The 21821-nt window shown below is 41.1% G+C and carries 20 protein-coding genes and 2 pseudogenes; 13 read left to right on the forward strand and 9 right to left on the reverse strand.

Features of this window, described 5'->3' with window-relative positions; genetic code table 11:
- Positions 1-63: 63 nt before the first annotated feature.
- Together ACF8FD_RS12905 and ACF8FD_RS12910 are read left to right on the forward strand one after the other, a co-directional pair.
- Positions 64-237 carry a TetR/AcrR family transcriptional regulator gene (locus tag ACF8FD_RS12905; RefSeq protein WP_392453460.1) on the forward strand — a complete coding sequence of 58 codons (174 nt, stop codon included), beginning with the start codon at positions 64-66 and terminating at the stop codon, positions 235-237.
- 83 nt (positions 238-320) lie between these two features.
- Positions 321-752, forward strand: a pseudogene (locus tag ACF8FD_RS12910) (TetR/AcrR family transcriptional regulator); the annotation flags it as partial.
- Positions 753-1139: 387 nt separating this feature from the next.
- Here the strand turns inward: ACF8FD_RS12910 and ACF8FD_RS12915 are convergent.
- Both ACF8FD_RS12915 and ACF8FD_RS12920 read right to left on the reverse strand, forming a co-directional pair.
- A pseudogene (locus ACF8FD_RS12915) lies at positions 1140-1876 on the reverse strand (DUF2071 domain-containing protein).
- A 231-nt stretch (positions 1877-2107) separates the two neighbouring features.
- Complete coding sequence (locus ACF8FD_RS12920) at positions 2108-2887, reverse strand: ferredoxin--NADP reductase (RefSeq protein WP_004696086.1); 780 nt, start codon at positions 2885-2887, stop codon at positions 2108-2110.
- 102 nt (positions 2888-2989) lie between these two features.
- Between ACF8FD_RS12920 and tsaA the strand changes: the two genes are divergently transcribed.
- A complete protein-coding gene (gene tsaA, locus ACF8FD_RS12925; protein WP_017397215.1) occupies positions 2990-3697 on the forward strand; it encodes a tRNA (N6-threonylcarbamoyladenosine(37)-N6)-methyltransferase TrmO in 708 nt (235 codons plus the stop codon).
- 49 nt (positions 3698-3746) lie between these two features.
- Here the strand turns inward: tsaA and ACF8FD_RS12930 are convergent, their stop codons facing one another.
- Together ACF8FD_RS12930 and ACF8FD_RS12935 are read right to left on the reverse strand one after the other, a co-directional pair.
- A complete protein-coding gene (locus ACF8FD_RS12930; RefSeq protein ID WP_234304717.1) occupies positions 3747-4784 on the reverse strand; it encodes a hypothetical protein in 1038 nt (345 codons plus the stop codon).
- A gap of 125 nt (positions 4785-4909) precedes the next feature.
- Entirely contained in the window at positions 4910-6163 is a 1254-nt protein-coding gene (locus ACF8FD_RS12935) for an MgtC/SapB family protein (protein ID WP_392453461.1), read from the reverse strand.
- Between the two features lie 207 nt (positions 6164-6370).
- Here ACF8FD_RS12935 and ACF8FD_RS12940 point away from each other — a divergent pair, with 207 nt between their 5' ends.
- From ACF8FD_RS12940 to ACF8FD_RS12955, 4 genes are all read left to right on the forward strand, one after another.
- Complete coding sequence (locus ACF8FD_RS12940; RefSeq protein ID WP_234304719.1) at positions 6371-8128, forward strand: GspE/PulE family protein; 1758 nt, start codon at positions 6371-6373, stop codon at positions 8126-8128.
- Between the two features lie 101 nt (positions 8129-8229).
- The gene (locus tag ACF8FD_RS12945; protein WP_004696098.1) at positions 8230-8592 is read left to right on the forward strand and encodes a NirD/YgiW/YdeI family stress tolerance protein; all 363 of its coding nucleotides are present in this window, start codon (positions 8230-8232) and stop codon (positions 8590-8592) included.
- Positions 8593-8735: 143 nt separating this feature from the next.
- Positions 8736-9398 carry a response regulator transcription factor gene (locus tag ACF8FD_RS12950; protein ID WP_005400550.1) on the forward strand — a complete coding sequence of 221 codons (663 nt, stop codon included), beginning with the start codon at positions 8736-8738 and terminating at the stop codon, positions 9396-9398.
- Positions 9398-10735 carry a HAMP domain-containing sensor histidine kinase gene (locus tag ACF8FD_RS12955; protein WP_234304720.1) on the forward strand — a complete coding sequence of 446 codons (1338 nt, stop codon included), beginning with the start codon at positions 9398-9400 and terminating at the stop codon, positions 10733-10735. Before ACF8FD_RS12950 ends, ACF8FD_RS12955 begins: the two co-directional genes overlap by 1 nt.
- 122 nt (positions 10736-10857) lie before the next feature.
- Here ACF8FD_RS12955 and hemP read toward each other — a convergent pair whose 3' ends face one another.
- Entirely contained in the window at positions 10858-11025 is a 168-nt protein-coding gene (gene hemP, locus ACF8FD_RS12960) for a hemin uptake protein HemP (protein ID WP_004696105.1), read from the reverse strand.
- A gap of 150 nt (positions 11026-11175) precedes the next feature.
- Between hemP and ACF8FD_RS12965 the strand changes: the two genes are divergently transcribed.
- Positions 11176-12075, forward strand: coding sequence for an NUDIX domain-containing protein (locus ACF8FD_RS12965; RefSeq protein ID WP_234304721.1), 900 nt, complete (start codon positions 11176-11178; stop codon positions 12073-12075).
- 12 nt (positions 12076-12087) lie between these two features.
- Here the strand turns inward: ACF8FD_RS12965 and ACF8FD_RS12970 are convergent, their stop codons facing one another.
- Positions 12088-12636, reverse strand: a complete 549-nt coding sequence (locus ACF8FD_RS12970; RefSeq protein WP_114392842.1) for a tetratricopeptide repeat protein — start codon at positions 12634-12636, stop codon at positions 12088-12090.
- A 21-nt stretch (positions 12637-12657) separates the two neighbouring features.
- On the reverse strand, positions 12658-15054 hold the full coding sequence (gene mrcB / locus ACF8FD_RS12975) for a penicillin-binding protein 1B (protein WP_392453462.1): 2397 nt from the start codon (positions 15052-15054) through the stop codon (positions 12658-12660).
- Between the two features lie 153 nt (positions 15055-15207).
- Here mrcB and ACF8FD_RS12980 point away from each other — a divergent pair, with 153 nt between their 5' ends.
- The 3 genes from ACF8FD_RS12980 to ACF8FD_RS12990 all read left to right on the forward strand — a co-directional run bounded on the left by ACF8FD_RS12980 (position 15208) and on the right by ACF8FD_RS12990 (position 16954).
- Positions 15208-16146 carry an NAD(+) kinase gene (locus ACF8FD_RS12980; RefSeq protein ID WP_004696112.1) on the forward strand — a complete coding sequence of 313 codons (939 nt, stop codon included), beginning with the start codon at positions 15208-15210 and terminating at the stop codon, positions 16144-16146.
- Between the two features lie 3 nt (positions 16147-16149).
- Positions 16150-16416, forward strand: a complete 267-nt coding sequence (locus ACF8FD_RS12985) for a YeaC family protein (RefSeq protein WP_058869973.1) — start codon at positions 16150-16152, stop codon at positions 16414-16416.
- Positions 16417-16513: 97 nt separating this feature from the next.
- Positions 16514-16954 carry a hypothetical protein gene (locus tag ACF8FD_RS12990; protein ID WP_234305082.1) on the forward strand — a complete coding sequence of 147 codons (441 nt, stop codon included), beginning with the start codon at positions 16514-16516 and terminating at the stop codon, positions 16952-16954.
- A 28-nt stretch (positions 16955-16982) separates the two neighbouring features.
- Here the strand turns inward: ACF8FD_RS12990 and ACF8FD_RS12995 are convergent, their stop codons facing one another.
- Positions 16983-17978 carry a glycosyl transferase family protein gene (locus ACF8FD_RS12995; RefSeq protein ID WP_234304723.1) on the reverse strand — a complete coding sequence of 332 codons (996 nt, stop codon included), beginning with the start codon at positions 17976-17978 and terminating at the stop codon, positions 16983-16985.
- A 410-nt stretch (positions 17979-18388) separates the two neighbouring features.
- On the opposite strand from ACF8FD_RS12995, the gene ACF8FD_RS13000 reads away from it, so the two are divergent.
- Positions 18389-19732 carry a dicarboxylate/amino acid:cation symporter gene (locus ACF8FD_RS13000; RefSeq protein WP_087526574.1) on the forward strand — a complete coding sequence of 448 codons (1344 nt, stop codon included), beginning with the start codon at positions 18389-18391 and terminating at the stop codon, positions 19730-19732.
- 144 nt (positions 19733-19876) lie between these two features.
- On the forward strand, positions 19877-21019 hold the full coding sequence (locus ACF8FD_RS13005) for an acyl-CoA dehydrogenase family protein (RefSeq protein ID WP_234304724.1): 1143 nt from the start codon (positions 19877-19879) through the stop codon (positions 21017-21019).
- Between the two features lie 52 nt (positions 21020-21071).
- Here the strand turns inward: ACF8FD_RS13005 and ACF8FD_RS13010 are convergent, their stop codons facing one another.
- Complete coding sequence (locus tag ACF8FD_RS13010) at positions 21072-21590, reverse strand: DJ-1/PfpI family protein (RefSeq protein WP_392453463.1); 519 nt, start codon at positions 21588-21590, stop codon at positions 21072-21074.
- Positions 21591-21821: the final 231 nt, after the last annotated feature.

Consider the following 21821-nt stretch of genomic DNA (forward strand, 5'->3'; position numbering starts at 1 on the left):
TTCATGTGCTGTTCTTTTGGGTTAATGGCTTAATTTTAAAGTTTTGTGCATCAGGTAAAATAAATGTCAAAAAAAGAAGACATCATTAACACAGCGCTTAATCTCTTTAACTCACATAGTTATAATTCTATCGGTGTGGATCGGATTATTAGCGAGTCTGGCGTTGCTAAAATGACGTTTTACAAATACTTCCCATCTAAAGCGGCTTTGTTGCACAAAGATTTCATAACTATATGATTTTAAAAGTTTTGATTATTTTTTGATCCAAAATTAAATTTATTTAAATCAGATGCTTACATATTTATGCAACAAAGCCATCTAAAGCTAAATTAATTGAAGAATGCTTAGTGACAAGAAACCAAAATTTACAGCAGTCGCTTGAAGCGACGATTGCTGCATGTGACCCAAGTGATTATCTCTCCCATATTCGTGCAATTTTTGAATGGTACCATGCATGGTTTCATAGCGCGGATTTTAATGGTTGTATATTCCAAAAGGCAGTTGAAGAAATTTCAAAAATTTATCCGTCTTCGCTACAGCCTGCAATTGATTATAAAGAATGGTTAAAAGGCAAGCTATGTCAGGCTTTGAATCGTCTAGGTGTGAAGCAGGATGAACAGTTGGCGGCTTTTTTATCGAGTATTTTGGATGGCATGACCATACAAGCGCAAATCGATCCGAAGCAAGTGCATTTGGAAGATTATTGGAAGCGTGTGAACACTTTAATTCAAATGGAACTCTCGGTTGCTTAATATATAAACTTTGATTTTAAGTTTAACTCAATACACATTATCTTGCTGGCTTAAATACATTTTAAATAAATCAAGTGCAAATAAATAAGCGCGATAACGGTTAGGTTATCGCGCTTTGCTGATAATGATTATGTTCCATATCGCACATTATTTTACAATAAAGCATGATATGAATATGAGCAACTTAATGTGCCTTCTTATATTTTTTGTACCCTCTGAATGTTTTCGGTCATTCAGTATTTCAGCAAAAATAGACAGACTTGTCTGTTTTGTTGAATTATAGAGAATTTGTGGAGAAAAACAACCAATCTCTCATTATCTTAGCTGAAATTTATTCATTATGCTTAATATTCCTTAAAATATGTAGGGTATTCATTATTTATTGCACTATTTACCCGAGTAATTAAGACAACTCGGCGGTAAATAAATGGTGAATTCATTGATTGGTTCAATCAGAACGCTATAAGGTTTGAGCTGATCGTCATAGGATACCAGATTGAGCCTTGCTAAAAGTTCAAAGCGGGCAGAGTGCAGGGTTGCAGGTTTCGGATTTAATCGATCATGCCAGACGCGATAGCTGCCGAGTTTTCCATCGCGGCGATGATAAAATCCTGCCAAAGGGTGGGTCAAGAAGACTTGATAACTTTCTAAATTGGTAAAGCCTTCAAAATGCCATTGGTCATGTTCCGACTGAGACAAATGTACATCTGAAGTGGCCCATGCCGATTGAGTACGCATTTTATATTGTCTATATCGCCCCTCTGCATCTTGCTGACAATCAAACTCAATCTGTGCTGGATGCCACGGTAATTGCCAAACATAACGAGGAACGATCAGTGTCCAAGAGTCCAAAGTCGTTCCTAAAAACCAAACACAACGTTCCCGTGTTTCCTGATCAATCACGTAGACCCGATAATTGGTTTGCCCCATGGTGAATTTTGGAAGGGGACTACCGACATCAGTGCATGTTGTTTGCCTTGGTACTGGACCGTGTCTAACTTAAACCGTGCTGGAATGATCTCTTTAAGACGAGCTGGGTCAACGACATAAGTAATGAGAGCAAAATGCTGGAGTTTGCACTGTACATCGAGGCCGCTGGGCTTGGGTTTTGGATGTATAGTCAAATCACTATAAAACTAATACAAATCAGTCGATGAATTATTTCGAATTTTTTTAGAATCCTGTATGGATAATAAAGTAGTTTGACTATTAAATAGTCTTTAAATTTAAGTTCTGGAAAGGCCATGGGTTTAAATTCTAGATTTGTTATTTTTTTTAATATTAGATAAAACTATACGTAGAGTAAATAAAAAACCGAAGCCTAAGCTTCGGTTTTTTAATATCTTTATATGATCTTATTTTTCAACGAATGCACGTTCAATCACGTAGTCACCAAGTACACCCATACGTGGCGATTCTTTTAAACCATGTTGGTCTAGAAGTGCAGCAACGTCATCGAGGAATGCTGGGCTACCGCAAAGCATTGCACGATCCGTTTCTGGGTTAAAACGTGGTAAACCGATCTTCTCAAAAATCTCGCCAGTTTCAATCACTGTTGTTACACGACCTTGGTTTGGATACTCTTCACGAGTAACCGTTGGGTAGTAAACCAATTTATCTTTAATGCCTAGCTCTTCAAAGAACTCATTGTTCGGAAGTTCGTCTAAAATGAGGTCTTGGTAAGCCAACTCAGAAATGAAGCGTGTACCATGAACCACAATCACTTTCTCAAAACGTTCATAGGTTTCAGGATCACGAATGGTTGCCAAGAACGGCGCAAGACCTGTACCAGAAGAAAGCAGGTATAAGTTTTTACCAGGGTTTAAGTCATCAAGTACTAAAGTTCCTGTAGGCTTTTTAGATACCAGGATTTCGTCACCCACTTTAACTTTTTGTAAAATAGAGGTTAACGGGCCATCAGGAACTTTAATTGAGAAAAACTCAAGTTCTTCTTCGTAGTTTGCACTAGCAATAGAATAAGCACGCATTAACGGTTTGCCATTTACTTCAAGGCCGATCATCACAAATTGACCGTTTTTAAAACGTAGAGCAGTGTCGCGCGTCGTTTTAAAAGAGAATAAAGTATCATTCCAATGGTGGACGTGAGTAATCTTTTCGACGTTGAAAGCAGCCATTAAAGGTCTCAATAAATTATCAAATTAGAACAGGTTGCTATTCTAATCTAAAATCATTCTCGATAAACTGAATATATTTAATTGAGCTTATTAGAAAAAGTGATGATGACTGAGTTAACCTTGCCAATTATTGGCTATATGCACTCTTCTTATAAGGAAAAGTTTGGTATTCCTCGGCAGCCTAATTTGGTTCAAGTGGAATCGTATATTGAAATGTCAGCCCCCTATAATGATGTTCTGGCCTTTGAAGGAATTGAGGCATTTAGTCATTTATGGTTGGTGTGGCAGTTTCATGACAATAAAAATCCAGAAAAAACCCAGTTTCGCCCACAAGTTCGTCCGCCACGCTTAGGGGGTAATAAAAAAATAGGGGTATTTGCTACGCGTAGTATGTATCGTCCTTCACCGATTGGTCTATCGGTGGTAAAGCTCAAGTGCGTCAAAAAAGAGGGGAAGTCGGTTCGAGTGTATGTCACAGGAAGTGATTTGCTAGATGGCACCCCGATTGTCGATATTAAACCTTATATACACTACTCAGATGCCGTTATAGATGCGGAAAGTGGCTATGCGCAAGATGAACCTAAACGTAAATCGGTGATATGGTCGGATCGGGCGATCGAACAGAAGCAGCAGCTTTTGATGAGTGAGAAATTGTCTGTACAGACTGCACAAGAGCTTGAAGCCGTTTTATCTTTAGATCCCAGACCGGCGTATCAGGATGATGAAGCGAGAATTTATGGGATGAAATTTGCAAATTTAGATGTGAAATTTAAAGTGAATGAAACGTGTATAGAAATACAGGAGCTATAAGCTCCTGTATCGATTCAAACTTAAACCCACTGAGTTATTCGAAATAGATTTAAAACTTCAGGTTTTGTTTTAAATAATTTGCTGCAACTGAATTGTATAAATCACAACCTTTATTTAAGCCATCTACCTTAGTTAAACGAGCGGTTTTCTCGTCGGCAGACATATTCATTTGATTTATTCGCTCTTTCTCTGATTGAATATCATTTGCAAGATTGGACTCTACGCCAGCAGTTTCTTTTGAACTTGTATAGTAGGCGCCATTATATTGCGTGTATCCACTAAAAGCGTGTGCTTCGGTTTCATCGTGGCTGTAATGATAGGCAAGCGCATTATTAAATTTTGTGTATTTAAAATATTTCTGCCCAGTTTGGCTGGCAAAAGCCGTTGCGTATTCATTAAAGCCCTGTTGATATACATCTTCTGCTTCAGATAAGAGTAGATATTCCTGATTATTTGAATATTCTGTTTCCTGTAAACAGGTTGAACCCGCTGGGAATTTTAATGCTTGGTATGCTTTTAATTTTGTATTGATTGCATCTGGATACTTAACGCTATATTGGGGATAGTCTAAGTTCCAATTCAGTTCAGGGTCTACAGTTGCAAGTACGCTTTCACCAGCGATATTACGTTGATTCACAGTTGTGGTGAATTCTAAACCTGTAGATCCGATTGCGGAATAAGGACTAAGTTTGATTTGATTATTGATGAAGGTCATTTCTCCCATTAAAGCGCCATAGCGGCTATTTGTAGGACCAAATGTTTGATACTCACCTTGTTCAGTTAAGTAAATTTCATTTGTATCTTCATCCGCTTCTATATCAGCGTAAGATTTGCCATCGACTAAGGTAATTAAAGTATTTTCTAAACTAAAATCAGCAGCTTGCGTATATGAGTCATACCAATAATCAATACGAACTGTTTCCCATTGCTGGGCTGTATTTGTATTATTAGAGTTATTAGTTGAAGAATTATTGGATGTTGAGTTATTGCTAGTACTAGTATTGTTAGAACTATCAGAACTTCCGCCACCACACGCGCTAAGCATTAATGCGCTAAAAACAGCAAGCGATAATATTTTAAATTTCATAAAGATCCCAATTCAAAAATATATTATTAATAAAGTTATTGTTTAAAAATGAAGCGGGCCGATTATAGATTAATATGATGAAAATAAAAAATTAAATTTTATAAAAATTAATTATTTAAATCGAATTAATAAATCGTCCACCAAAGTAGCCCAATCAAAACCACCATATGCAAAATCTGAATTGGGGCAAAAGCAATAAAGTATTGCTTACCACCTGTTAAGGCGGCATTAACGGATTTGGCAACAGCGTGTGCAGCCAAACCTAAGATAAATGCAGACATTGCTGCCGTGTCTGCTGGTGCTCCTTGCATGACCACAGTTGCCATCGCTGCATGGATTTCAAATAAAGAAGCCAGCAAAGTCCCTGCTATTAAACCTGCATCTCCCAGCCAAAGGTTAAGTCCATACACACCCGCTTGGATGAACGTCAAAGTCAGGGCAATAATGCCAGCCTCTTTTAAGCTAAACATGCGTGAATCAGTGGGTTGATGTTGTTCTTGTGCAGGGGCAGATCGTACCAACGCATAAGCACAGATCCCTAAAAGGACACTTGCTACAAGGGTCGGAAGCAGTATGGTTTTGAGCCAAAGTATACTCACACCTGCGACTATAATCAGCAGTTGTAATAAAGTTGCAATACAGGACATGAGCGCTGCACCTGCATTGGGTTTGGCGAGTGCTCGACCTGCACGTACTTCCATGCCTAAGCTAGCAACAGTCGCTGTACTCGATACAAAACCTGAGGCGATTGCTGATAAAATCATGGCATTTTTTGTGCTCAGTAGCCGTTTGGCGATATGTGCAAGCGCTTGAACAGCAAGAATGAGCGTGACTAATTTTAAAATAATATAGGGATTCAGCACAGCACCCCATAAAGGCGTATTCGGCGTTAAGGGCAAGGCAACTAGAATCAGTGCTAGAAGAAAGATACCGTCTTTAAACTCAGCCTCAGTAATCCATTTCCCCGCAATGCTGTGCATCGGATGTTTGGTCATTAAAATAATGGTCAGGAGCACGGCTAAACCTGCAGCAAGTGATGTATTCCATAAGCACATCGCCCCGATAAAATAGGTCATGACAAAGGCAAGTTCAGTGGTTGAACCCAAATCTTCGGTTTGGTTTTTCATTGAGAATATAACTATGCCGCCGATGATCAACGCACCGACAATGCCAATACCGACACCAAATAAAAAACAAATGGCACCGAGGAGTGCACAAATTGCAAAGGAGCGTAGTCCTGCAAAGCTCTGTTGGTTTTCACGTAGTTTGCTTCGTTCGCGCTCTAGACCAATCAATAGGCCACAGCCTAATGCTGAAGCCAAGGTGATGAGGACCTCAGATAACGCTAAACTGTTGATGGAAATTGCGCTGAAGTCCAAGCCTATCTCACAAAATCTAATGACCTGTCTAAAATATAGGCGAATGCTGAAGGTGGATTCAAGTTAAAAGAGCAAGATTTGTGAGTAAATTCGTGATTCTATTGAGAGCTTGGCTACTCCTCGATATTTGTAGGATTTGCTTATGCTTTGTGCGAATGAATACAGAAAATCTTGCTATAGTGGAGTTATATTTGGGGACGTATAACAATGAATTTTAATTTTGAAATTGATACCACTTGGTGCTTAGATCAACTGTTTAAAGATGGGCGAATCACTGAAAAAGAAAAAAATCTAGTACAAACCTCGCACCGTCAACGCGATCAATTGAAGTGGCATCCTTTACAGTGGATTGCTCATTTTAATCTGGTGGATCAGTCGCATCCACAGTCGAGACTGACATTAAATCGGCTGTGTCAGTGGCTAGCCGAAAAGACCCAATTACCGTTTTATGTGATTGATCCACTCAAAGCCGATGTGCAAGCTTTGACTGCGGTGATGTCTCAAGAATTCGCGTTCCGCAATAAAATCTTGGCTGTTGAAGTTCAGGCCAATCAAGTATTGATTGCAACAGATCAGCCGTATATGAAAGATTGGATCGCAAATTTGGAGCAGAATGTTGCACCGAAAAAAATCCAGCGTGTATTACTCAGTCCTGAACAATTACAGCGCTATATGGTCGAGTATTATCAGGTGAGTCGTGCTGTCAGTAACTCCCAGAAGTCTGGGAGTTACGAGCGTGATAATAAAGGCGTAGAAGCACTTTTACAGTTGGGCGATAGCCAGAACCCTGATGCCAATGACCAACACATTGTTAAATTAGTTGACTGGGTTTTACAGTTTGCTTTTGAGCAAGGTGCCAGTGATATTCACTTAGAACCACGTAAAGACAACGGCAAAGTTCGTTTCCGTATTGATGGGGTATTACATACGATTTATAACATGCCTGCCAATACTTTAACCGCGGTGATTTCACGGATTAAAATTTTAGGTCGAATGAACGTGGCGGAAAAACGTAAACCACAAGATGGGCGTTTAAAAACACGGACACCGAAAGGACAAGAAACAGAACTGCGTCTTTCGACTTTACCGACTGCTTTTGGTGAAAAGTTGGTGATGCGTATTTTTGACCCTGAAGTTTTAGTGCGTAGCTTTCAGCAGTTGGGTTTTGAAGGGCATTTGCTCAGTGATTGGCAAGCGCTGACTTCGCATAGTCACGGCATTATTTTAGTGACAGGGCCAACGGGTTCAGGCAAAACCACCACGCTTTATTCTTCTTTGAAACAATTAGCTACCGAACAGGTGAACGTCTGTACCATTGAAGACCCAATTGAGATGTTAGAGCCGAGTTTTAACCAAATGCAGGTGAATACAGGTATTGATCTTGGTTTTGCTGATGGTGTTCGTGCACTGATGCGTCAAGACCCTGACATTATTATGGTGGGGGAGATTCGTGACCATGATACGGCCAATATGGCGATTCAAGCAGCACTTACAGGACATTTAGTGCTGTCAACTCTGCACACCAATGATGCACCTTCCAGTCTGACGCGTTTGCATGATTTAGGCGTACAGCCGTTCTTAACCGCGGCAACCATTTTAGGGGTATTGGCACAGCGTCTCGTACGTCGCTTATGTCCACATTGTAAAGTTGAAAAGCAAATCAACAGTCAAGAATGGGAGCATCTGACTTTTGATTACATTATGGAAATGCCTGAAAAAGTTTTTACCGCAGTCGGATGTGACGAGTGTCGTCAAACGGGTTATAAAGGACGAGTCGGTATTTATGAATTTATGCCTGTGAGTTTAGAGGCGAAGCAACTGATTGGTGCCAATGGTGACTTGACTGCACTGCGTCAACAAGCCAAAAAAGAAGGCATTGAGCCTTTAAGAATTGCAGGGGCTCGTAAAGTTTTAGAAGGCGTCACTACGCTAGAAGAAGTGTTACGTGTTGTCCCACTCAACTAAGCGTTTAATGCGTTACTTGAAGCTTTCTTAAGATTCAGCTCATCTAGCTTTGGTTTAATGACTTCATCGAATAGGTGAACAATTAAATAGAGGTACTGGATATGAATATGATGATGAAAGCGTTATTGGTTGCTGGTGTTATTGGTTCAACGACAGTCGCTGTAGCAAACACAGCAGTGAACCAAGCGGCAGTTGCTGCTTCAACACCAACTACGGTTAAGCATGCGCTAACATTAAAAGATGACAGTCACGTCCAGTTAAAAGGTTATGTGGTCAAAGCCATTGGGGATGAGAAGTATGAATTCCGTGACCAAACTGGTTCAATCACTGTCGACATTGATGATGAATTATGGGGTGGCAAAGCAATTTCGGCTAAAACACCTGTAACCATTATCGGTGAAGTAGATATTGACTACAAACCAGCAAAACGCGTTGAAATTGATGTAGATCAAGTGAAATTCTAAACACACTTGCCCAAGCTCAATTCAATGTGATTGGACTTTCTTAAAAAACCACAGGGCTTCGATTGGATCTTAGCCCTGTGGTTTTTGTATTTTGAGCCATTTCACGGCATGATCTAAACAATCGTAATAAGGCAGGTTAAGCAGTGCGGATATTATTGGCAGAAGATGATGCCTCTCAAGCTGAGAGTATTAAAACTTGGCTTGAAATGGATGGCTACAGTGTCGATTGGGTGGAACGGGGTGACCATGCCATTTTAGCCATTGAACAGCATCACTATGACTGTGTGCTTTTAGATCGTGGTTTGCCGCATGCCACAGGCGATGACATTTTGCTGAAAGTCCGTGGCAAGAACCTCTCGACTCCTGTGATTTTTTTAACAGCGCGTGACAGTATTCGAGATCGAGTCGAAGGTCTAGACTTGGGCGCCAATGATTATTTGGTCAAACCTTTTAGTCTAGAGGAATTATCTGCTCGAATTCGCTTACAACTTCGACAGCAACAGCATAGCAGCTCGCAGGTATTGAGTTATGCCAATATCCAACTCGACCCACAAGCCAAAAGTGTGACTCAAAATGGTCAAGCTGTTAATTTAACTGCCAAAGAGTTTCAAATTTTGCATAAATTGATGCTCAAGCCCGAATATGTTGTTACGCGGGAACAACTTGAGGAAAGTCTTTATGCATGGGGCGATGAAATCGAAAGTAATGCGATTGAGGTCTTTATTTATCAATTACGAAAAAAACTCGGTAGTCATTGTATTAAAACCATACGTGGTTTGGGCTACAGAATGAATCAGGACACATAATGGCTCAGCCAATTTCACTGCAGCGTCAGCTTGTTAAAAGTTCGCTCCTCAGTTCGATACTGGCGGGGCTTTTGGCATTGCTGATGTTTATTGGGGTGTCGGTTTATCAGACCATGACTATGCAAGATGAAATTATGGATGAAATGGCCGATATGTTGCTGGCAGATGATTTAACGGTCAGCAATGGTCAAGCTTTGGCAGAGCTTAGTGATGAGTTTGATATTCGCTATCGACTCGATAATGCACAGCAACTTTTGACTGCATCCGAAGATGTACCTGAAAAAATTACTGTTGATCATTTGAGTTTGGTTTCCGATGAACCTTATGGTTTTTATTGGTCAGAGCAGAAACTGTGGCGTATTTATACTGCGCAGGATAATCACGGTTTACAGGTTCAAGTGACCCAGTCGATGTCCGAACGTTTCCAAGCCTTTTGGCAAAGCATTCTAGTTTTCAGTGGTGTGTTGTTTTTAGTCTGGTGTGTACAGTGGTTGTTGATACATTTTGCCATTCGACGTAAATTTCGGGTGATACATCAAGTTTCAGAGCAAATTTCAAATAAATCGGTCAATGATTTAGCACCTATTTCTATGCCAGAACCTGAGCTGATTGAGTTGCAACCGATGCTGTCTCAACTGAATGCCTTATTGGCGCGTTTAGACCAAGCTTTAGTGGCAGAGCAGCGCTTTACCGCGGATGCTTCACATGAGCTACGTTCTCCACTTTCTGCGATACAAATGCGACTTCAGGTGCTCAAGCGCAAGTTTCCTGAACTTGAAAGTGAGTTCAAACCGATCCAACAAGATGTCAGTCGTGGGGTACAGGTGTTGGATAATTTGTTGTTGCTGGCACGTCTAGACCCTGAGCAAAAGGAAAGCTTAGCGAAGACTAAGTTTGACTTCAGTCTGCTAATGCTGGACGTGATGAAAGCTTTACAGCCTTTTGCGGACTCAAAACAGATTAAAATTAGCGCGGTGCTTGCAGAGCAGGTTTATGTATTGGCCAATGAGCAGCTCTTATTTAGCGCACTTCGCAATTTGCTCGACAATGCCATTCGCTATAGCCCCGAGCAGGCACAAATTTTTATCAATCTCACGATCGAAAAACAGCAACTCAGACTGAGGATTGAAAATAGTGGATACGGTGTCGACGCTGCGGTTATCCAACGTTTAGGTGAACGCTTTTATCGGGCTTTAGGTACAAAAACACAAGGTTCAGGCTTGGGTTTATCGATTTGTCAGAAAATTGTCGATTTACACGCAGGGCAGTTGTTATTTAGTTCATCCGACTTAGGTGGTTTAAAAGTGGAACTGCTGTTAAATCGGGTTGAGGCTTAGATGTGCAGATTGTGATCTGTGATAAAAAAAGCATAAATGATCAAACTTAAAGACATTAAAAAGCAGTACGCGCTGACATACTGCTTGTTTCCACGATTATTGTTATTGGGTTTTTATAGTTCTTATTTGGTAAGAATGAGTCGATTATTGCGAGTGAGTCGTAGACGATACTCTTCTCCAGCATGCATAATGCGAATTTCACGGCCTAGGGCAAATAAGTTGTTTGAGTGTAGCATTGGTAGTGAATGGGCTGTTTCGTTACGAGTAAATAAGCTAAATGGTGCGTTCATTCTGGCGACTCCGTGGTATATGTTGAACGATTTAAATGATAATCATTATCGAATGAGGCTGTCAACATTTTCTCGCTGAAAATATAAAAAACTTCAATATCGTTACATGCAATCACTCAATACGCTACACATCTGAAATGGAATCTGATTATGTCAAAACCTTTGGTTCAAGTTGCTATAGCCATCCTTTTACATCAAGGCAAAGTGTTGGTGGGCTGGCGCCAGGCGGAACAGCATCAGGGCAATAAGCACGAATTTCCTGGAGGGAAGGTGGAAGCAGGTGAAACGCCTGAGCAAGCTTGTCGCCGTGAAGTGTTAGAAGAGGTCGGAATTGATATACAAGATTGGCATGCTTTTGACTGTATTCAGTTTGAATATGACGATGTGATTGTCAATTTGCATTTATTTCATGCCGTAGTATCAAATCATCTATTGGCAGACATTCACTCACCATGGGCGTGGTTCAAGCGTGCCGAATTACAAGATCTTAACTTTCCAAAAGCCAATCAGGCCATTTTGAAGCGACTTTATGCTGCACCCGTGATTAAAATTTCAGATCAAATCGATCTGTTGAAGGATTTGCCTGAACAACAAGTGCTGTATTGGCGAGTGCCTGCCAGTCCTGAACATATTTTAAAAATTGCAGAACTAAGTGTAGAACAATTGGCACGGGTGATTGTTAATATAGAACTATGGAAAGGTTTAAATCCACTCCAACAGCAGGCAGTTGCGGCCATACACCTGAAACAATCTCAACTCATGCAATTGAGTAAAGGGGAGTTGAACGTTGGGCAGCGTTATATAGCGGCCTGTCATGACCGTATAAGTGCTGAACATGCACAAGAAATTGGCTGTGATGCTCTTTTACTCAGCCCTGTACTTGAAACACTCAGCCACCCAAATAGTGAAACTTTGGGTTGGGAGCAGTTCAGTTTGATTGCAGAAGAGATTCACATCCCGATTTTTGCTCTCGGCGGCTTACAGTTAGCTGATTTAGCCAAGGCGCAAAGTTATGGTGCTTATGGTATAGCAGGGCAGCGCTCCATCTAACGGAGCGTGCTTTTAAGACAGACTTTTGATTGCTGTTTGGGCTTGTTGAATGGTTTTCTGATTCTTCTGCATTTGACCTGCTTTTAAGATAATGCTCCAAAGCTGCTTTTTCATGGCATTGCTTTGGGCATAACTCAAGCCGCGACGTGCAAGCGATTCCGCATTTGCAGGTTGTTTTTGTTGATTAGCAATTAAAGCCAAATACAAAAAGGTCTCACTCGACTGTGGTGCTAAACGCTGTGCTTGCATGGCGTAGCTTTGTGCTTGGCTCCACTGGCCTTGGCGATAGGCCGTTTGCGTTTTTTGCATCAGGCTTTTAAAAGCAGGAAGCTGTCGCCCATCATCAAACTGTTGTTTGCTTTTCTGTTCAGGAATCACAATCTTCTGACGTTGAATTTCTTCGCGGTCATAAGGGTGAATTGTAACTCCTGAGGGTGTTTTCTGCTCTTTATCCGCCTGTGTCGGCTTTTCAGGTATCTTTTTTTCAGATGGCTGTGGGAGGCTTTGACAGCCTGCCACAGTCACGATGGTTGCTAAGATACTTAAACGTTTAAACCACATCAAAATTTAAATCCGTCCTATTTATTCAGGTTGATAGCTACCACTCGAAATGACTTGCGTCTCATCTTCTAAGTTACGCTGCATGTTCGATTCACTTTCACGAATATAGTTGTCTATGCTGTCGCCTTGTTCAGGTGTAGCTTGGTAACCATCTGTTTCAGGATTGTAAGTGGGTTCAACTTGATAATGCGGTAAGCCACATGTGGTTGCTTTGCGTGGTACGGTGTTTCGCAAGAGGGGAATATACATTGCACCCTCACAACCTTGCGCGGCAAGATAACCCGTGCCACGATCAATCCAATGCCATTGCACATCATCTGGTTGGCGTAAGTTAACTGGTTTTTGACGCAGTTGGCTCATTACATTGGTCCACACTGGCAACGCACCTGAAGAACCGGTTAAGCCAGTTTGTTTATTGTCATCTAAACCTAGCCAAACCACAGAAACATAGTTGCCCGAGTAACCTGCAAACCATGAGTCACGGGTGTCATTGGTGGTTCCAGATTTGCCTGCAAGCTGAAGTGAGTTTGGTAGAGTGTTATAAGCTGAACGACCTGTACCTGAGGTCATCACTTGTTGTAGACCATAGTTCAGGACATAGGCAGAAGCAGGGTCAATGGTTTGTTGGACATTTAAACCATAACGGGTCAGCAAGCGACCATTTTGATCGACAACAGTACGAATGGATTTAGTCGGATACTTAAAACCGCCTGTGGCAAAGTTGCCATAAATGCTGAGCATTTCCATCGGAGACATGTCCACCGCACCCAAGAAAATGGATGGATAGGTTGGAATATTACTGGTCACACCAAAACGTTTTAGGTGGTTACTAAACGTTGATAAACCAAACTCTTGACCAAGGCGAACAGCGGATAAGTTATATGAATTAGACAGTGCCTGTACCATCGGCACAACGCCATGTTCGCCACCGCTATAGTTCTTAGGTGTCCATGCTTTACCATTGGCTTGAATACTAATGCTACTGTCTTCAATTGGGCTGGCCCAGTTGTAACGTCCCGATTGAATTGCACTGAGGTAAATCACTGGTTTAAGCAGTGAGCCGACTTGACGTTTGGCATCGAGTGCACGGTTAAAACCGGTAAAGTCTTGGGTTGAACCAACAGCTGCGACCAATTCACTATTTTCAGGATGAGCAACCAACACCGCACCTTGTAGCTCTTTTAGACGGCTTGAGCCACGGCTTAAGCGACCAACAGTCGATTTAAACGCGTCTTGAATTTTGGTTTGGGCAATCGGATCGAGCGTTGTAAAGATGCGTAGACCTTGGTTGGTCAAATCACCTTCTTGGTATTCGGTACGTAACTGACGGCGTACAATGTCTAAGAAATCTGGGAAACGTGAAGGGCCGAGAGTCGGTTTGGCAATCACATTTAAAGGACGAGCCGTTTCAGTTTCATATTGTTCTTGGGTCAGATAGCCCATGACTAACATGTTGTTTAAAACAATATTACGACGCTTTTCTGCAGCTTCTGGGTTACGCCAAGGGTTATATAATGTTGGACCTTGTACCAAACCTACCAAATAAGCTTGCTGCGCAATATTTAGCTCACGCAGAGGCATACCGAAGTAAAACTGCGAAGCCAAACCATAACCATTAATAGAATAGTTACCGTTTTGACCGAGGTTTACTTCATTGAGATAGGCTTCTAAGATTTCATCTTTGTCATAGTGAAATTCGACCAATAAAGCCATAAATGCTTCATTGACTTTACGCTTAATGGTTTTTTCAGGGGTGAGATAGAAGTTTTTCACCAACTGTTGGGTCAGTGTTGAACCACCTTGACGTTTTCCACCCGTGACATTACTCACAATCGCACGTGCCGTACCACGAATTGAAACGCCGTGGTGACTATAGAAATTACGATCTTCTGTTGCAATTAAAGCCTCAATTAAAGGCTTAGGGACTTTGTCGAGTTTAATCAGGACACGGTCTTCATTATGCTGCGGATAAATCCCGCCAATCAGCATCGGCTCTAAACGTGCAATCCCTGTAGATGAGGGTTTAGTTGCACTGACTTCAGCCACTTGCTCATTTGCAAAGGTAACTTTAAGCACTTGTTCAGGCTCTACACTATCACCGAAGTCAAAGCCACGAGTGTGTACATATAGCTCATTGCCAGAACTGACAAAGTTCCCTGATTTGGTATAGTTTTCCGAGGACTTATAGCCCAAAAGTTTTAACTCTTGAGTGAAGTCAGCCTGATTGACAGGGGCATTGGTATACACTTCGAGTGGGCGTGCGAATACCTTCGCAGGAATGTCCCAGCGCTTGCCTTCAAACTTGTCACGTACAACGGAGTCGAGTCTTATTAAATAAATACTAAACACCAAGAATGCTGCAATGACTAAGATGCAGAAGATCAGTGCAATTAAACCTATGCCACGTTCTGACTTCATAAATACGAATAAGATCCTGAGAAATTGTGCTAATCATGCGAAGCTTTTCGCTAATTTGCAATAATTAAACTGTGAACAAACTGAAATATAGAGACAATTCCGTGTGTAGCAGCAGTCACTTTAGTTTTTGAATCAATTTAAATAAATAATGTTATGATAGGCGGGAATCGTAGCGGAGCGATGTTGCAGGTGCAAATTTCACATAAAACATTTCGAAACATAGGCTTAATTGGACGTCCAGATAAATCTTCAGTTGTCGAAACCTTATGTCTTATTCATGATCATCTACTCAGCTTAGGGTTACATCCCGTTTTTGATGCGCAAACCGCTGAACTGGTTCCTTATAAAAATACACAAACGGTGAGTCGTGCACTTCTGGGTGAAGTGGTCGATTTGGTAATTGTGGTGGGCGGGGATGGCTCACTTCTGCATGCTGCACGTGCCTTGGTCAAATTCAATACTCCTGTAATGGGTGTAAACCGAGGGCGTTTGGGTTTTTTAACCGATATCAAGCCGACTGAAGTGATTTTTAAGCTCGATCAAGTTTTAAAAGGTGAGTTTCAGTTAGATCGTCGTTTCTTATTGGAAATGGAAATTCGCTCAAAGGGCGAGACGATTTATGATGCGATTGCGCTAAACGATGTGGTACTACACTCGGGCAAGTCGGTGCATATGATTGACTTCGAACTGAATATCGATGGTCAATATGTCTACCGTCAACACAGTGATGGTTTGATTGTATCGACGCCTACGGGTTCAACAGCCTATTCGTTGTCAGGTGGTGGCCCAATCGTGCATCCGGGGATGGATGCGATTGCTTTGGTACCGATGCATCCGCATACCTTGTCTTCACGCCCGATTGTGGTGGGTGGTCATAGTGAAATTAAGCTTCTGATTCGTGAAAACCGTGTTTTGCCGATGGTCAGTGCCGATGGTCAACACAGTGTTTCGCTCAATGTGGGTGATAGCTTACATATTCGTAAGCATCCCTTTAAACTGAATTTATTACATCCACCGGGTTATGATTTTTATATGTCATGCCGTACTAAACTTGGGTGGAACCAAGATTTTGACTCTTTTCAACAGGATTAAATCATGAATATTGAACAGATGCTTTCTATTTTAGATGCCGATATTGTTGAGCGTTTAAAAACAGCTGTAGAAATTGGTAAATGGCCAAATGGCGTTGCGTTGACGGCTGAACAACGTCAAACCTGTATGCAAGCCGTTATTGCTTGGGAGCATCAGAATACGCCTGAAAAAGAACGTACGGGTTATATTGATAAAGGACATAAAGAAGAAGGTGAGGAGTGTGATTCTCATGTGCCTGAACCAGAATTTAAACCTATTCGTTTTATTTAATTGATTAAAAATACGTTGAATCGCTCAGCAACAGATGCTGGGTGATTCAACAACTGAATCTAAAAAGAAAATAACCTGTAAAACTGTTTCAATCATTATGCTTATAAAAATAATGAAGCTCACTCGACTCAGTTTATTCTTCATTACTGCAATTTCGACTAATGTATTTGCAGAGCCAACAAGTGATGCAAGAAAAATTGAATGTTTATTAGATGTTTCTGTATTACCGAGTCAAAATTTTCAAAATCCAGTTACACAATACACATCAATGAAAAATGATGGTTATCCGATGTTGTTGATTGGAATAAACATCCATAACGCCCATGCAGGTGAAGCATCGAAAAAGATAAAAAGCCATCAAATCTATTGTTCAAACCTCATTGGACAACAAAAAGATGTTTATTTATCTGGCCCTTATCAATCTCAAAAAATTGAGATCCATATTGGTGATCAGTTGAATCTCAGAAATATTCATTCTTCAGGAAAGCATTATCCTTACTGGGCCGACTTTTACTGGATCGAAAAGCGTGACGAATAACGTTCACGCTTTTGCTTGACCCTTATGCTTAGAAACGGGTGTGCCAAAGCTGCTTGGCCTGTTGCATGGCATCGCCATACGTATCGCACACCCCCATGGTATAGAGTGCAATGCCAATGGTTTCAGTCACTGCCATTTCACCATACTCATGCTGTTTTTCACCCAGCCAAACTGCTTTAAACTCAGCCAAATCCAGTTCTTCTTCAATTGGGCTTCGGTTGTCAGTGAGTTTGGGTAGCTCATGTTCGTAGAGTTCACCATTTTTAATGCCGCAGATCAGTGTTTTTGCATCTGGGTTACGTTCAAATTCACCGCCTTCACCTTTAATGACCGCACTATTTTGATAGCCCAGTTTAAATGCCGCTTGCTGATGCGAACCACGATAGGCAGGGTGGAAAATAGCTTGCAAGGTTGCTTTGGCATTAAATGGATTGATTAAGCGTGCAAGAGTATGAATAGGTGAACGAAGACCCATAACATTTCGTAGGGAAATTAAGTCACTTAAAATCGGGGAGATGGCGTGCAGCGGTAGATAAGCAAAATTACACGACGCTAATTCCTGTTCCACATCTGCTTGAGTTTGGCAAATATTAAAATCGAGATATTCTAATACCTGTTCAGTATAAATACGGTTAATGGTATGACCAGATGCGCCGTGCATCACGACCTTATAACCTGCTTTAGCTAAAGTCAGTGCCGCTAAGAGAAACCATGGATAGTGTTTACGCTTGCCTGCATAAGAAGACCAGTCTAAATCGACCTCTAAAGGCGTGAACGGCAGTTGATCTCGTGTGGCTTGAACAAAGCCTGCCAGTTCATCTACAGACTCTTCCTTAACTCGTAGTAGCATCAGAAATGCACCGAGCTGTACATCTAACACTTGATTTTTCAAGATCATATCAAAGGCTTGGTAAGCTTCTTCATAACTGAGTGAGCGCGCACCATTTTTCCCTTTGCCAATAATGCGAACAAACTGGGCAAAAGGGTGCTCAGCATCTTTATAAATATTTCTTTTGTTGTTCATGGAAAAACCAAAGTAAGTGAAGGCTGTGTTGTGCTATTTTAGTGGAACAATCAAAAAAAACAGCACTTTTAATTTTAAATAAATTTCCCACCATTAGACTAAAGTATGAGTCATATTGTTTAGATTTTATACATTATGACTGAAATCAGTTTACTTTGATTAAAGAATGTTAGGTAAAATTTACCCAATAATTGTGACTCGCTAGTTTTTAGTCTCTCCCATTGCAGTAAATATGAATGAACTGTGATTTTTGTCACAGTGCTGTTGTTTGTACACCATGATTTTTTTACCCGGTGTTTGGATGCGGTCCAAACTGTGGGCTTTTTTGTGTTTATCAGAAAGCCAACTACCTATGAGGAAGTATAGGTATACCGATTTTTTCAGTCTTTTGATTTACAGAAGTATTCGTTATGACTAAGAAACCAATCTATAAGTCACTATATTTTCAAGTTATTGTCGCGATTATTGCGGGTATCTTAGTAGGACATTTTTTCCCTAGTGGTACGCAAGTTATCAATGGCGTTGAAAAATATGTACCTGGCTGGGGCGAGCTTTTTTATCCTCTAGGTCAAGGCTTTATTAAGCTGATCAAGATGATTATTGCGCCAGTAATTTTCTGTACCGTCGTGAGTGGTATCGCGGGTATGGAAAGTATGAAGTCTGTGGGTAAAACAGGCGGTGTTGCGCTACTTTACTTTGAAATTGTATCGACTATTGCACTATTGATCGGTTTACTGGTCATTAACATCTGGAAGCCAGGTGTAGGCATGAACGTAGACCCTTCAACACTAGATACTTCTGGTATCTCAAAGTTTGTTGAATCTGGTCAGCAGCAAACAACTGTCGACTTCTTCATGCATATTATTCCAAACACTGTAGTTGGTGCATTTGCTGAAGGTGAAATCCTGCAAGTGCTACTATTTGCCTTGATGTTTGGTTTTGCATTACATAAATTGGGCGATGCAGGTAAACCTGTACTCAAGTTCATCGATCAAATTTCTCATGTGTTCTTTAACATTGTAAACATGATCATGAAACTTGCTCCAATTGGTGCTTTTGGTGCAATGGCATATACCATCGGTAAATATGGTATTGGTAGCTTGGCGCAGCTTGCTCAGTTGATTATCTGTTTCTACATTACTTGTTTACTTTTCATTTTCTTGGTTTTAGGTACTATTTCACGTCTTTGTGGCTTCAGTATTTTGAAAATGATTCGTATGATTCGCGAAGAGTTGTTGATCGTACTGGGTACCTCATCTTCAGAATCGGTTTTACCGCGTATGTTGAAAAAGCTTGAGATTGCGGGTTGTGAAAAGTCAGTGGTTGGTTTGGTTATTCCAACAGGCTATTCATTTAACTTAGACGGTACCTCAATCTACTTAACGATGGCTGCGATCTTCATTGCACAAGCGACCAATACTCAGCTAGATCTTATGCACCAAGTGACTTTATTGGGTGTGTTATTGATTTCATCGAAAGGTGCTGCGGGTGTAACAGGTTCGGGCTTTATTGTGATGGCAGCGACTTTGTCAGCCGTTGGTCATATTCCAGTGGCGGGTCTTGCGCTCATTTTAGGTATTGACCGTTTCATGTCTGAAGCACGTGCCTTAACCAACTTGGTGGGTAACTCATTGGCAACGATTGTTGTTGCGAAATGGGTCGGTCAGTTAGACCAAGAGAAATTACATTTTGCACTAGCAAATCCAGATGAAGTAGACCGCCAAATGGCTGTTGAAGAAAATGCTCACGCATAATTTCAGTTCATCTTAAAAAGGAAGCCTAAGAGCTTCCTTTTTTATTGACATAAAAAAAATGGCCTGATGCGGTCATGACAGTTGCGTTAAAAATGGCTAGCATGTGGGCTGAATAATAAAACTAAGTCACTACAAGGAAGAAATATGTTGAATTACGATGCAGACCTAGAACTATTTCGCGATAACTTTCGCCGTTTTATGAATGAACAGATTGCACCACACTATGAACAGTGGGAACGAGAAGGCTTAATGCCGCGCTCAGTCTGGAATGCCTTGGGTGAAAATGGCTTCTTATGTGTCGATGTTCCTGAAGAATACGGTGGTTATGGTGTTCCAACGCATTATTCACTGATGTTGGTGGAAGAGTCGGCACGTGCGGGTTTTAGTGCTTTATCGACAGGTATTTCGTGTCACTCTGAAATTGCTGCGCCTTATATTTTGCACATTGGAACGGAAGCACAGAAGCAGTACTGGTTACCGAAAATGGTGTCAGGTGAGGTGGTCGGTGCGATTGGAATGACGGAACCGGGTGCGGGTTCAGACTTACAAGCCATGCGAAGTAATGCCATTTTGCAAGGGGAGCATTATATTTTAAATGGTTCTAAAACCTTTATTTCAAATGGGCAGCATGCCGACCTTGTGGTCTTGGCAGTAAAAACTGATCCGCAAGCCCGCGCAAAGGGTGTTTCACTGATGTTAGTCGATACCCACTTAGACGGATTTAAAAAAGGCACCAACCTCGACAAAATTGGGTTACATTCGCAAGACACTTCTGAGTTGTTTTATGACAATGTGAAAGTCCCGAAAGATCAATTATTGGGACAAGCAGGTCAAGGTTTTGCTTATTTGATGCAAGAGCTACCACGAGAGCGTACAGCAATTGCAGCAACGGCTATAGGGGCAATTCGCGGTTCGATAGATGTCACTATCCAATACGTCAAAGAGCGTCAAGCCTTTGGTCAACATATTTCGCAGTTCCAAAATACACGTTTTGTTTTGGCTCAAGCCAAGATTGATGAACAAGCCACAGCTGCTTTTTACAATCAAAACGTTGAGCTTTATATGCAAGGCAAATTGGATGTCGAAACCGCGGCTGCGCTAAAAAGTTTTTCAACAGACATGCAAATGAAGGTGGCAGATAATTTACTGCAGCTCTTTGGTGGTTATGGCTATATGAGTGAATATCCAATTTCACGTTTCTTTGTCGATGCGCGTATCCAACGCATTTACGGCGGGACCAATGAAATTATGAAAGAAATTGTCGCACGTAGTCTACTTGGGCGCTAAGGCTTAAGTGTTGATATAAACATGCGTAAAAGAGCCTCAAGTAGGCTCTTTTTTATCGGTTCAGTATCAATAAACTTTCTTGTATAAAGGCGGGTAAGTCATATCGGGTTTGCGATGAAATGTATAAATTATTGTCATTCACAACACCTGTGTCATAAAGCACCGCACCTGCATCTTTTAAGTCCTGATGAAGGTGGTGGATGCACGTCATACGTCGACCTTTTACGACTCCTGCATGCATCAAAACTTTTGGGGCATCGGCACTGCATAAAATGGGTTTTTGCATGTTTGCAAAGTGCCTGACAAATAAGATATAGCGTTCATCTTGGCACAGTTTATCTGGCGAAAAACCGCCAGGAATGAGTAATGCATCGAAGTCATGCACGGAGGCATCATCGATACTTTGGTCAATGGTGACAAAAGCTTTACGCTTTTTGCCATAAATGATTTTGCCAGCCTGACTTTCAAGGTTAATAATACTATGCCGAGCTGCTCGAAATGCTTCTACGGGTTCAGCATATTCGGCATCCTCAAAGTCATAGGTGACCAAGACTGCAATTTTTTTGTGCATGACAGTACCTACAGTTCATTATTGTTTTATTGAGACTATAGAGCAATCGCTACTGCTGCATACTCTCTTTGTTATGAATACGTCAACTTAAGCAAAGCATATTTTAAAAGATATTCTAACGCACTGAAATACGGATGAATGGTGATTTTTGTGAAGGTGTAGCAAAATTTTTCAAAAGCTAGACGCAGCTTTAAAAGCGCTGAGCTAAGACTCGCAAAACATTGTCTTAGT

Source organism: Acinetobacter sp. TYF_19 (assembly GCF_043105125.1).
GTDB classification, from domain to species: Bacteria; Pseudomonadota; Gammaproteobacteria; order Pseudomonadales; family Moraxellaceae; genus Acinetobacter; species Acinetobacter johnsonii.